Source organism: Lentilactobacillus kefiri, assembly GCF_009739535.1.
In the GTDB taxonomy this organism is placed as follows: Bacteria; Bacillota; Bacilli; order Lactobacillales; family Lactobacillaceae; genus Lentilactobacillus; species Lentilactobacillus kefiri.
Genome location: NZ_CP029971.1, coordinates 594968 through 606698 on the forward strand (window position 1 = coordinate 594968; position 11731 = coordinate 606698).

At 43.2% G+C, this 11731-nt stretch carries 14 protein-coding genes; 6 read left to right on the forward strand and 8 right to left on the reverse strand.

Annotated features, from left to right (window positions below):
- Window positions 1–124: 124 nt before the first annotated feature.
- Window positions 125–970 (reverse strand): aldo/keto reductase, encoded by an 846-nt coding sequence (locus DNL43_RS03130; protein ID WP_056981930.1) that lies wholly within the window; start codon window positions 968–970, stop codon window positions 125–127.
- A gap of 217 nt (window positions 971–1187) precedes the next feature.
- On the opposite strand from DNL43_RS03130, the gene DNL43_RS03135 reads away from it, so the two are divergent.
- Window positions 1188–1427, forward strand: a complete 240-nt coding sequence (locus DNL43_RS03135; protein ID WP_054769412.1) for a hypothetical protein — start codon at window positions 1188–1190, stop codon at window positions 1425–1427.
- Window positions 1428–1564: 137 nt separating this feature from the next.
- Here DNL43_RS03135 and DNL43_RS03140 read toward each other — a convergent pair whose 3' ends face one another.
- The gene (locus tag DNL43_RS03140; RefSeq protein WP_054769411.1) at window positions 1565–2338 is read right to left on the reverse strand and encodes a (S)-acetoin forming diacetyl reductase; all 774 of its coding nucleotides are present in this window, start codon (window positions 2336–2338) and stop codon (window positions 1565–1567) included.
- Window positions 2339–2472: 134 nt separating this feature from the next.
- Window positions 2473–3684 carry an MFS transporter gene (locus DNL43_RS03145; protein ID WP_056981915.1) on the reverse strand — a complete coding sequence of 404 codons (1212 nt, stop codon included), beginning with the start codon at window positions 3682–3684 and terminating at the stop codon, window positions 2473–2475.
- 178 nt (window positions 3685–3862) lie between these two features.
- On the opposite strand from DNL43_RS03145, the gene DNL43_RS03150 reads away from it, so the two are divergent.
- From DNL43_RS03150 to DNL43_RS03170, 5 genes are all read left to right on the forward strand, one after another.
- Window positions 3863–4342, forward strand: coding sequence for a PH domain-containing protein (locus DNL43_RS03150; protein ID WP_056981917.1), 480 nt, complete (start codon window positions 3863–3865; stop codon window positions 4340–4342).
- Window positions 4332–5786, forward strand: coding sequence for a PH domain-containing protein (locus DNL43_RS03155; RefSeq protein ID WP_056981920.1), 1455 nt, complete (start codon window positions 4332–4334; stop codon window positions 5784–5786). The genes DNL43_RS03150 and DNL43_RS03155 overlap by 11 nt, the downstream gene beginning before the upstream one ends.
- A gap of 58 nt (window positions 5787–5844) precedes the next feature.
- The gene (locus tag DNL43_RS03160) at window positions 5845–6690 is read left to right on the forward strand and encodes an aldo/keto reductase (RefSeq protein ID WP_054769410.1); all 846 of its coding nucleotides are present in this window, start codon (window positions 5845–5847) and stop codon (window positions 6688–6690) included.
- 529 nt (window positions 6691–7219) lie between these two features.
- The gene (locus DNL43_RS03165) at window positions 7220–8116 is read left to right on the forward strand and encodes a lipoate--protein ligase (RefSeq protein WP_235805502.1); all 897 of its coding nucleotides are present in this window, start codon (window positions 7220–7222) and stop codon (window positions 8114–8116) included.
- Window positions 8117–8132: 16 nt separating this feature from the next.
- Window positions 8133–8441 carry a glycine cleavage system protein H gene (locus DNL43_RS03170; RefSeq protein WP_054769409.1) on the forward strand — a complete coding sequence of 103 codons (309 nt, stop codon included), beginning with the start codon at window positions 8133–8135 and terminating at the stop codon, window positions 8439–8441.
- Between the two features lie 75 nt (window positions 8442–8516).
- On the opposite strand, the gene DNL43_RS03175 is transcribed toward DNL43_RS03170, so the two are convergent.
- The 5 genes from DNL43_RS03175 to DNL43_RS03195 form a co-directional block, all read right to left on the reverse strand.
- Window positions 8517–9017 carry a DNA-3-methyladenine glycosylase I gene (locus DNL43_RS03175; RefSeq protein ID WP_056981923.1) on the reverse strand — a complete coding sequence of 167 codons (501 nt, stop codon included), beginning with the start codon at window positions 9015–9017 and terminating at the stop codon, window positions 8517–8519.
- Window positions 9018–9095: 78 nt separating this feature from the next.
- On the reverse strand, window positions 9096–9458 hold the full coding sequence (locus DNL43_RS03180; RefSeq protein ID WP_054769408.1) for a hypothetical protein: 363 nt from the start codon (window positions 9456–9458) through the stop codon (window positions 9096–9098).
- A gap of 17 nt (window positions 9459–9475) precedes the next feature.
- The gene (locus DNL43_RS03185) at window positions 9476–10102 is read right to left on the reverse strand and encodes a uracil-DNA glycosylase (protein WP_056981925.1); all 627 of its coding nucleotides are present in this window, start codon (window positions 10100–10102) and stop codon (window positions 9476–9478) included.
- A 111-nt stretch (window positions 10103–10213) separates the two neighbouring features.
- Window positions 10214–10768 carry a L,D-transpeptidase gene (locus DNL43_RS03190; protein ID WP_054769407.1) on the reverse strand — a complete coding sequence of 185 codons (555 nt, stop codon included), beginning with the start codon at window positions 10766–10768 and terminating at the stop codon, window positions 10214–10216.
- Between the two features lie 81 nt (window positions 10769–10849).
- Window positions 10850–11662 carry a TIM barrel protein gene (locus tag DNL43_RS03195; protein ID WP_054769406.1) on the reverse strand — a complete coding sequence of 271 codons (813 nt, stop codon included), beginning with the start codon at window positions 11660–11662 and terminating at the stop codon, window positions 10850–10852.
- Window positions 11663–11731: the final 69 nt, after the last annotated feature.

Genomic DNA, 11731 nt, shown 5'->3' on the forward strand with positions numbered 1-11731 from the left:
TATGTGATCAGCCGCAACACGTCGGGCTCTCGCAGCCAGCTAATTTTTCAGCAATCAATAAAGTTGGCCATAAAAAACTGGCCAAGGTAAACACCTCAACCAGTTACTTTTATAATTCATTCAATTACTTAATATCAGGAACTTTTTCAATTTCGTTTCCGTAACGGCCATTTGGGTTGTGCCAAGTGAAGTCGTCATACCAAAGATCCCGCTTGTTTTCGTCAAGTTGATTAATGCGTTGAACATCTTCATCGGTCAGCTTAAAGTCAAAGATTTGGCTGTTTTCAACAATTCGCTTTTCGTGAACTGACTTCACAACGGTCACAATTTCCCTTTGCCATTCCCAGCGAAGAATGATTTGAGCAGGTGTTCGGCTGTACTTCTTGGCGAGCTCGTCAATAACCGGGTTCTTCAAGGATTTACCCGCACCAAGTGGTGACCAGGCTTCCAACTGAATGCCATGACTGTCATCGAAACTCAAAATATCTTTTTCTTGTTGGGTTGGATTAAATTCCATTTGGTTGATTGCAGGAACAATTTCGGATTCTTCCAACAGCTTGGACATCCGGTCATTATCAAAGTTTGAAACTCCAATGGCACGAACTTTGCCTTCTTTATAAAGACGTTCCAAAGCATGGTAACTTTCCAAATGAGTTGCATCAACTGGCCAGTGAATCAAGTAAAGGTCGACGTAATCCAAACCCAAGTCGGACAATTGCTTGTCCAAGACTTTGGAAACTTTGTTGTAATCGCCTTGTTCACCGTTATAAAGCTTGGTGGTCACAAACAGATCTTCACGCTTAAGGCCTTCTTGCTTCATCCCCTCGCGAATTCCTTCACCGGTACCTGGTTCGTTTCCGTACTCACGAGCAGTATCGATTGCTCGATAACCATGTTTGATTGCCTTAATGACAGCATCCCGTGAATCATTGTTACTTGTTTTCCAAACGCCAAGACCCAAACGCGGCATCTTGACACCATTATTTAATGTAATAGTTGATTGTAATCCGTCCAAGAAAAAACATCTCCAATCTTTAGTGTTGGTACACTTCAAGCATAACATAACGATTGCGGAGAATGTAAATGAAGACTCGAAGGAAGTCGAAATGAAAAAGTGCTATTTTTTCTTCGCAAATACGAACATATGTTCTATAATGGATTATATCAAAGAAAACGGGGTGACTTCGATGGATACATATGAAGCAAACATTGCCAATATCAAACGGCTGGCCGACTTTCAAATGTCCCACAACAACTTAATCAGAGTCTTATTAGAAGCGGATGAGGACACGCCGGTCAACGATTTGGATTTGGTCGGCTACATTACCGGTATCTATGACACCTACTTGACGTTTACCAACCTATATTATGAATCATGGGATCTGAACTTCTCAGTCATTAATGGATTTGAAATCATTAAGCATTAAACTGATTGACACCGATTTGGGTGTCCTAATGGAGAAAAAGTATTCGGCAATAACAAAAAACACCAACGATGAACAAACTTCGTTCATCGTTGGTGTTTCTCGCTTATACTCCGGCTACCCGGAGCTCGTCGCACACTTTATTGAAATTGCATTCCGCCATCCACAATCAAAGTTTGACCGGTGACATAATTTGAATCTTTACCTGCCAAGAACGAAACTGCAGCAGCGACATCTTCCGGCTCAGACAAACGCTTAAGGGCGATGTCTTTGGCGAAGGTTTGCATCCCCCACTCGTCGTCTTTGCCAGCGTTCTTGCCGACTTGATGGGCAATATCGAACATCATTGGTGTCTTAACAATTCCAGGTGCATAAGCATTGGCGGTGATTCCTTCTTCAGCCAAATCACGAGCAGCTACCTGGGTAATTCCACGAACAGCGAACTTAGTACCTGAATAAAGTGCCAAGTTAGGATTACCAACAACACCAGCCTGTGAAGTAGCGTTAATAATCTTGCCACCATGGCCTAATTTCTTGAATGCTTGGTGAGCAGCTTGGATACCCCAAAGAACACCACCAACATTAACGCCATATACGAGTTTGAATTGGTCTGGGGTAATACTGTCAATTGGCGTTGTTGGTCCCAAACCAGCGTTATTTACAATGACATTGAAGTCGCCAAAGGTATCAACGGCTTTATTAACAGCAGCAATTACCGAATCACGGTCGGAAACATCAGCCTTGATCCCGATTGACTCAGATCCGTCTGGGGACAGTTTCTTAGCAACTTTGTTTGCGTTATCGATATTCAAATCAACAACAGCAACTCTAAACCCATCATCATGAAGACGGGTGGCGATTGCTTCACCAATTCCCTGACCTGCTCCAGTAACTAATGCAACTTGTTTTGCCATAATTGTTACCTCCATTTTGAAAATCATTTGTGGATGGTCTGCATCCGCTTTCATTATACCTGATAATTTCACAAGCTGATAGAAAAAGCATGTCAAAAATAAAAAGCCTTCTCCACCGGGCAGGAAGAGAAAGCTTAATCCGCTTCATTCAAGTTAACTGAAAAATGATCGTGAATCCAGTACGTCATCAACCATGAAATAAACAGGAAGACAATCACAACCAAATATGGCAAATGGTAACTGGCATCCAGCAACGCGCCAGATACGATTGGACCGGCAATGTTTCCAACACTGGTTAATGACATGTTGACGCCATTGATCAGGCCCTGCTTGGTTGTACTGGCTTTTGTCAGCAAAGTTGTCAGTGCTGGCCTGATAAGATCGTAAGCCGTAAATATAATCAGTGTGGCGATAATCACTTCCAACTTGGAATGGGCCATGATCACCCATCCGGTTCCGAGAAATGACAGCAAGAAACAGTATCGAATCAGCCGTTTTTCAGTCAGCCAAACGACCAGGCGATCAAACAGCAATGCTTGGAAAGTTAGTGAAGTCAGCCCATTTAAGGTTAATACCAAGGCAATATTGCCCATAGTAAATCCAAATACTTCATTAACATACAGGCTGTAAATACTTTCGAATCCGACCAAGCCAAATGATGAAATCAGAATCAATAGGAATAACAATCCCATCGGACCGGCAAATAGCTTCTTCGCCTGAGCCCAGGATGCCCGCTTTGGTGGATGGCTTTGGGCAGGCACGGAATGCTTTTCAGCAATTCTTTCGATTTCTTTTTCATTTGGCAGCATGATCCATAGTGAAATCATACTCAGGAATCCAAGTCCGGCAGCAAACCAAAACGGTGTCTTATAGTCAAACTTGGCGAGCATGCCGCCAATTCCGGGTCCCAGAATCAACCCACCACTAAACGCGGCAGATAATAATCCAATAACCCGAGCTCGTTGACGGGGTGTCGTCAAATCAGCCGCCAACGCATTAGTTGTCGGAACAACCATTGCGGCAGACAAACCACCGATGGTTCTGGAAATATCGAACATCCACAACCAGTTGGTGATCGCAAACAAGATTTCTGAGACCATATACAACAGTAAGCCGGCAACCAGAATTGGCTTTCGACCGATCCGATCGGAAATTTGACCGACTATTGGTGAGGCAACCAACTGTGCAAAAGCAAAAAGCGAATTCATAATTCCCATATCGGTTGCGGACAGGTGCAGTTCGTTCTTGATAAACGGCATGACCGGAAAGATTAAGCTCATTCCAATACAAACCAAAAAGTTCCCAAATATAAGGACAATTATCGCGTTTCTAACTTTTTTCGACAATTGATAACCTCCCTTCGTTTTCGTAGAAAGCATAGAAAGTAGTATAACGCTATAAATACTGTTGTGTCTAGCAATTTGAACGTATTATTTCAACTCGGCCGGTTGGCATTATCACGATTCTTTTGTAAACTTAGGAAAACCATCTACATATAAATGTCATTTAGAGGAGGTACTTCACTTGAACGAATCAAATCACCTACCCAAACAAATCAAAACCGTTTGGCGGATATCAGCAACCATTCATGCCCTAATCCTGGTAATAATCGGGATTGTGGGAATGGTTGCCCATCACTTTTTTGACCAACAATGGCTGCTTTACGCTGCTGGTTTCTTTTTTGCTGCAGCAGTGATTGACTTCATTATTGAAATTGCTTTGGTCCCTTATCGGTATTCATTTTGGCTGTACACCATCACCGATGATGCAGTCGAGTTACGCTCCGGCTTCATTTTTCGCGAACTCGTTTCAATCCCAATTGCGCGGGTTCAGGACGTCACTCTGTCGGCTGGACCCATTTTGCAATCTCAAAAGCTCCAAGAAGTTCGGGTGACAACCGCATCCGACTCCCACACAATTGATGGCGTCGAACCAGAAGTTGGTGAGGAACTTCGGAAACAAATTATGAAACTGGCCGTGGAGGTGGGCAAAAATGACGTCTAATAAGCCCCAGCATTTAAATCCACTCGCAATCCTGTATTTCATCTTTGGTCATTCATGGGATGCAATTTTTCTAATTATTATTAGTGCGGGACCGATTGCCCACTTTTCAAGATATATTGGAATTGCCCCCTTGCTTGGCTTTGCCGGGTTAATTATATTAATTGTTCTCTGGCATACGGTACGCTACCTTTACTTTACCTTTGAAATCGACGATAAAATGCTGACAATCAACAGCGGGATTCTTGTAAAAAAGCACACTCACATCCCCTATCCCAAGATTCAGACCATTCAACACACCCAATGGTTTTTTCTGGTGCCCTTTCACTTGGAAAAGCTTCAAATTGAAACCGCCGGCCACGACTCAACTAGTCCTGAAGCAGTTCTGCCATTGGTCAACGAGCGGATTCGAGAAGAAATTGAACGCAAACGAATGGGTGATTCAGGCGTTGCCGCTGATCAAGCGGAAGCAACACCTGAGCAGAAACAATCTACCGACGATGCTGCCAACTATGAAATTGATCCCCATGAGCTCAATGTGTTTGCCCTCACTTCACTGGGGGTCTTTCCAATCATTGGTGCCCTGCTTGCAATTTACGGTAAAGCCCAAGAAGCAATCCCAGAGAAATTCATCAATTCCGTTACCAACGTCATTATTCATCAATCCGCGATTATTATTGGAATTGTTGGGATTTTAATCATCATTTTGAGTATTGCCGGTTCTTACCTGCTCATTATTACGAGGTATTATAAATTCCGCCTGCATTCCTCAAATAATCAGTTAAAGACAGAGCAGGGAATGTTTCAGCGCAACTCCGTCACCATTCCGACTGCCAGAATTCAGGCCCTGCAAATCAAGCAAAACGTGATTCGCCAGTGGTGCCATATTTCAACCGTTCAGGCTGTGACAGCTTCTTCAGCGGGTGACGACGAGGACGACAATGATTTAATGATCCTTCCGGTTGTCAAAAACAATCAGGTGTTTAAAACTTTAACGCCATTTGTGAACTGGGCACCTAAACAGTTCAGCCAACTGGAAAGTTTAAACAAACGCACATACTGGTACTTTATCCGAAATGCTGCCCTGCTCAGTCTGATCGTTATCCTGCCATGCCTGTACTTCTTTCACCTATGGGGATCACTGAGTCTATTGATGCTGCCGATTGCAATTCTGATGGGTTGGTACGCCGGGGCAAACACGGGATGGAAAATTATTGACGGCCAGTTGATCTTACAAAACGGCCATTTCTTCAGCCGTTCACAGTACGTCATTCCCCACAAAAATATTCAGTCCTTCTCTTTTGCCCAGTCCATTTGGATGACCCATACCAAGTTGGCTCATATTCGGGTCAATATCCGCCACGGTGATACTAATCAGGAAATTGAGATCCGTTATTTACCGGAAAAGACGGGTAAAGAAATCTTTAACTGGCTGAAAATTAGATGACGGTTATGGCAATAAAGCGGTATACTATTAACCAACAGAATTTTAGGAGGTTTGATCTATGAGAGAATTAAAGATCGGCGATTCAACCGTACCTGCAATTGGTTTAGGAACTTGGCACATGGGAGATAGTGCTTCAACCCGTGCCGATGAAATCAAAGCTATTCAAAATGGTGTTGATGCAGGTGCCCGTGTCATCGACACTGCTGAAATGTATGGTAATGGCCGAAGTGAGAACTTGGTCGGTGAAGCAATCAAAGATATGAAACGTGATGACTTGTTCATCATTGATAAAGTTTTACCTTCCAATGCTTCAGCATCTCGAATGGAGCATAGTGTGGATACCAGCTTAAAATTAGTTGGCACCGACTACTTCGATTTGTATCTGTACCATTGGCGTGGTGCGGTTCCTTTGAGTGAAACTGTTGAAACACTTCAACAACTGCAGCAAAAAGGCAAGATCAAACATTGGGGTGTCTCCAACTTTGATATTTCCGATATGGAAGAATTAATGGAATTACCTGGATCAGATCAGGTAGCTGCCAACGAAGACCTTTATAACTTAGGAAGTCGTGGCATTGAATACAGCCTGCTTCCCTGGATGAGAAAACGCAATATTCCGTTGATTGCCTACACCCCAGTCGCTGCAGGTGATGCCCGTGGCCGTCTGACTCAGGATGCAGTCGTCAACCAAATTGCTGACAATCATTCAGCAACTCCTTGGCAAATTATCCTGGCTTGGGCAATCCGTGATGGCAGCACATTGGCCATCCCTCAATCAAGTGATCCAAAGCATGCCGTTGATAACGTCAAGGCAGCCGATATTACTTTGACTGACAACGAATTAGCTCAGTTGGATGTTGAGTTCCCAAAGCCAACCAGCAAGCAACCGTTGGATATGAGATAAAAAGAGTGTGACGAGAACCGGGAGATGCGGTTTCTAAGGGTCCTTTGGCTGAAACCCTGGTCTTGGGTTTTAGATAAAGGACCCTTAGAAGTTAGCATCTGGTTCGTCAGAGCACGTTTCGGAAAGAGTCCATAAAAGTTAGCATCAGGCCCGTCGGAACACGTTTCAGAAAAGTATCCGTAGAAGTTAGCATCAGGCCCGTCAAAACACGTTTAATCTAACTAACAGCAAACACATTTCCACTTCATCTCTAAAAGATAAATGTTAACCGCCCATTCCAGTAATGGGTTACAATGCAATTGGATAGACAATCAATCTGATTGCATTTTATTTGAATGTTTATGTAAACGCTTACTTATAGATAAAGGAGCTGATCATTATTCGTTATGTTGATATTTCCAGTGGTAAAAAATATTTAAACCGACCCATTATCACTGATAGTCTGTCAAAATTCTTTATCACCAGTCCTAAATTTACCGAACCGATTTTTTACTTTTCCCGTCCGCCACAAGCTTCCGTTGTCATCGGACTGAATCAAGACGTCTACTCAGAGGTCAATTTAAACTTTATCCACGACCAAAAGATTCAGCTGTCTCGCCGCTTTGCTGGCGGTGGCGCGGTCTTTGTTGACCCAGGGAATCTCACCTATGTCTTCGTTGATAACGACGACGGCACAAACTATGGTGACTTCAAACGGTATGCTCAACCGGTTATTTCAACCCTGAAAAAATTAGGTGTTGAAGCGAAAATGACCGGTAGAAACGATTTAACCGTTGACGGCAAGAAAATATCAGGCATGTCGGCCTTAAAGATTGGCAATCGATTCCTGTGTGGTGGTACTTTGATGGTCGACGTCGACTTGGCAGCGGCTGCCAAAGCGCTTACCCCACCGAAAGCCAAGCTACAGTCCAAGGGTATCAAGTCGGTTCACAGCCGAGTCACTAATATCCGTCAATACTTTGAACCTAAATATAAGAACATGACTTTTGAAGAATTAGAGAAACGAATCTTGTTAACCGTCTTTAGGGTCACTGATATTCGGGATGTGCCAACCTACAAGATGACCGATGAAGACTGGAAAGAAGTTTTGCAGATTGCCGATGATACCTACACCGGTGACGACTTTGTCATGGGAACCAAGCCAAATGATGATTACTTCCGTGGCCGCCACTTTGATGGTGTTGGCACCGTTGAAGTCAGCTTCTCCGTCAAAAATGATGTCATTTCTCACGCAAAGATTTATGGTGACTTCAATAACCCCAACGGTGATTTGCCGGCAATTGAAAAGAATATTACCAATGTGCCATTTGCCAAAGCCAGTCTGGAAGAAGCTTTTCGGACCAGTCACCTTGCCGATAACATCGGCGACGTTTCACCTGAAGACATGGCAGATCTCATGTTAAAAGAAAAGTATGATCTCAAGTAACGAAAGGAAGATTATGATGGCAAATAAAGTAGACGATTCAAAGTACTTATGGACAGACAAAACTTCTGACGGCCATACCCGGATTGGTTTGAATGATTTGGCTCGGGGAGAAATCGGCCAGGTTACTTTTGCGGAATTCCCAGAAAAAATGACTGAGGTTGCGCAAGGCGATCCGATCCTTTCCTTTGAAGGATCCAAAGCTGTCACTGAAATTCACTCACCAATTGGCGGCAAAGTTGCCAAAGTGAATGAAGATCTGATTGAGCACCCGGAATTATTAAACGAAGATGATCCGGATAAAACTTGGATTGTTGAATTGTTCTAATTGAATTTATTCTGATACACAAAAGAGGAGTTGACGTTTATCGCCAACTCCTCTTTTATCATTCAAAATATTGTTTTACATTTCATGTTTGAGAATTCCACTGCTGATTAAGAATAGTTCCATCGTGGTTGGACCAACAAACGTAAAGCCACGTTTCTTCATATCTTTGGCCAACTCTGCCCCGAGCCCTTGGGTTTCTTCTTGGAGGGTACCTTTGACCACGTTATTTTTTGGCTTAAAAGACCACACGTAATCCGCCAAGTCTTTGAACTCCGGCTGCAGCTTCAAAGTGGCCTGGGCATTTTGGACAACTGCCCGAATTTTCCGGGGGTTTCGAATCATTTCTGGATCTTCTTCCAATCTTTCAAGATCCAACTCATCAAACTTGGCAATTTCTTTGACGTCAAAATGTTTAAACACTTTGTCGAATACCGGAATTTTGCTTGCAGCTACCCGCCAGTTCAATCCGGGCTGAAAAACATTAACTGTCAGCATTTCAAATAAAACCCGTGGATCATGAATTTCAGTTCCAAATAGTGAATGATACAGCTCAACGCCATTTAATGGTTTTGTCATCTGTGTGCGCCTCCCAAATAACTAATTCGGCTATAGATTAACACCTTTTGGGCGATAACTGGCAGTTAACGACTGGCGTTATTTGATTTGTAAAAACCTTTCCTTGATGGCATTTGGATCCGCCACCGTTAAAAACAAGAAATCATATTTTTCGCTATGCAGCTCAACAAATAAAATATCGTCAGGACCGGATATATTCAAATACGATGTCGTCCGGTTACCCATAAAGGTTCCGACTTTCTTATTCGGCAAGCCCAAGCCAAGTGCTCTGATCTTAATACGATCCCACTTACCATCTTCCTTAAGTTGCTGTTTCGACTCAATTGTCATTTGAGTAATGTGGTCAATTGGGAATTCCAGACGCCCCCTGAAGCCCCAGAGTTTGTCCAGTCCCTTGGGAATCACAATCATTTTTCCATTGCTAAACTCCACGTCAGTCATTATTTGCCTCCAATGAATCATTGATTTAATAATGCTTTTAACTTTTCGGAATCTGCATCGACAACTGCCTTCATATTTTTAAAACGCTTAGAGTACGAAGGATGATAAAGCGGAAAAATCCGGTGCTTTTCTTTTGTAAATTCAAACGAATCCGCATCGGCATTATATTTCTGAATTGGTCGCTCCATCAGCTGGCCATGCAGGTCGCCGATCTTGGCCTTGTTGCCAAGCAATCTCTGGAGACTGGCATTGCCCATCGGAACCAATAAAACATTTGGAAAATGGGCAAGTTCCCAATCAAACATTGGCGCTGATTTTTTGACTTCAGCTTGGTTAGGTCGCCGGTCGCTTTTTCGGCCAGTCTTGCCAATTGAAAACGGCCTTGAGTTGACTACCCCGGTGATATAAATGTCTTCGCGGGTCAAGCCCAATGACTCCAGCCAACGGTCAAGCTCTTTACCGGATGGCCCCATAAATGGTCGGCCAATCTTAACCTCTTTGTCGCCAGGAGCTTCTCCCAGCAATAGGATTCGTGGGTTTTCGCCACCCTCGCTGGGCACAAAGCCTTCCAACCGTGGATTCTCAGCTGCGACCAGCTTTCCCCAGGTAATCCATTTTGGCGTTAATATCGTATGAAGTGCCATGGTATCCCCTCTTTCGATCAATCAAATTAACATTAGTATAACAAAAATGCCCATAAAAAAGCGCTCCTCCGGCATTTGCCAAAAAGAGAAGCCCTCAAATACTTCATTTAATTAGTGAACAACAACTTTTGTATGATACGGCACCGTCTTATACATCCACTTGGCATCGGAAATGGTTAGTCGGACACATCCATGAGATGCCGGAGTGCCGAGCTTATTAGCTTCGGAAACGACATATTGGCCACGCTTGTTGGTTGGCACACTGTGGAATAAGTATACGCCGTGACCTAACCAGGATACCCAATAATGGGCGCCTTCTTTTGAACTGGCATTATAAAATGACAGTCCGCGTTCGTGTTGAATATGGAACGTGCCTCTTGGTGTCGGGCTGGATTTGGATCCGGTTGAACAGTTCATAATATACTGAACTTTGCCGTTGCCATGGATGTAGACTTTCTGTTGCTTGATGCTGACGTAAATCCATGGCTTACTCAAGTTCTTCCACTTTGGATAAGCTTTGGTTTCAGAGGGCTCTTGCCAACTGACATTACTACTGTCGTTGGGGGTACCGGTCGTTTTCTTTTGTCCGGCCATTGAATCCCGAACTGAGAAAGCAGCTAAACAGACCGCTGTAATTGCAACAATAAAAACTAAGAACTTTTTCATTCGTGGCATCCCCCCAATAAACATTCTACTTCCATACTAACGCATTTCTCACCTATGTAAATTTTGAGCAATCACGTTGAATCACTTCCAGAGATTTTTTAAATAATCATAACTCGCTTGCATTTCCAAGCTGTTAAACTGATCTTTCAAATTAATTTCAAAAATGTTGGTCGCACGTCGATTAACCACCTGTTTCAAAGGTCGCCAATCAATTGCGCCCTTGCCCAACTGCAGGCTGTCGTGAAATTGACCCATTGAATCCACAAAATGATAGTGAACAACCTGGCCCTGCAAACGGCGCATGCTTTCTTGAAGCTTTTGATTATTGCCATGAAGCACTATAAATCCATGACTGGTATCGTAACATAACCGGTATTGATGCTCAACCACCGCTTGTTCAACCGTGGAGTCACCGAAGTCAAATAAAGGCGAGATTGAGTTTTCAAACATCACGTTGCTTTCACCAAACGATTTAAAGTAATCCAACCGTTCGAAGACAATCTTTCGGCCGGCTTGAATGGAACCAAATTGCTGAATGATTTTTGAGACCGGTTGATTATATCCGCCGTGGATCAGGAGTTGGATGCCAAACTGCTTGGCAATTTGAATTAAATTCTTAGAACTCGTCATCATGAATTGATACTGTTTTGGATTCGTATTTGGATCAACTGAAACCTCGTTATGGACCCCTTCAAACTTCATTGGATGGTGAATCACAACGTGGGCAACGCCTGAATTTTGAACATAATCAATCATGTTCTTCAAATGATCCAAGCCGTCCGATGTTACATCTGCTTCTATTGTAAAGAATTCAAAGACTTGTGGATGATACTGCAGTCGTTCATCAATTTGTCTTTGATTGGTGCTGGCCTTTAATCCCAAATATGGAAACATTTTATCACCGCGTTCCTATTAATTACATCCAGTATATCGCCATAACAGCCGTTCGATTTTTGAAGTGAC

What these genes read in the sequence shown, in the direction of transcription:
- DNL43_RS03175 (WP_056981923.1), bottom strand. Translation starts at nt 9,017, where the DNA reads ATGACAAAACCATTAAATGGCGTTGAGCTGTATCATTCACTATTTGGA.
- DNL43_RS03180 (WP_054769408.1), bottom strand. Translation starts at nt 9,458, where the DNA reads ATGACTGACGTGGAGTTTAGCAATGGAAAAATGATTGTGATTCCCAAG.
- DNL43_RS03140 (WP_054769411.1), bottom strand. Translation starts at nt 2,338, where the DNA reads ATGGCAAAACAAGTTGCATTAGTTACTGGAGCAGGTCAGGGAATTGGT.
- DNL43_RS03135 (WP_054769412.1), top strand. Translation starts at nt 1,188, where the DNA reads ATGGATACATATGAAGCAAACATTGCCAATATCAAACGGCTGGCCGAC.
- DNL43_RS03185 (WP_056981925.1), bottom strand. Translation starts at nt 10,102, where the DNA reads ATGGCACTTCATACGATATTAACGCCAAAATGGATTACCTGGGGAAAG.
- DNL43_RS03195 (WP_054769406.1), bottom strand. Translation starts at nt 11,662, where the DNA reads ATGTTTCCATATTTGGGATTAAAGGCCAGCACCAATCAAAGACAAATT.
- DNL43_RS03170 (WP_054769409.1), top strand. Translation starts at nt 8,133, where the DNA reads ATGGCAAATAAAGTAGACGATTCAAAGTACTTATGGACAGACAAAACT.
- DNL43_RS03160 (WP_054769410.1), top strand. Translation starts at nt 5,845, where the DNA reads ATGAGAGAATTAAAGATCGGCGATTCAACCGTACCTGCAATTGGTTTA.
- DNL43_RS03130 (WP_056981930.1), bottom strand. Translation starts at nt 970, where the DNA reads ATGCCGCGTTTGGGTCTTGGCGTTTGGAAAACAAGTAACAATGATTCA.
- DNL43_RS03155 (WP_056981920.1), top strand. Translation starts at nt 4,332, where the DNA reads ATGACGTCTAATAAGCCCCAGCATTTAAATCCACTCGCAATCCTGTAT.
- DNL43_RS03190 (WP_054769407.1), bottom strand. Translation starts at nt 10,768, where the DNA reads ATGAAAAAGTTCTTAGTTTTTATTGTTGCAATTACAGCGGTCTGTTTA.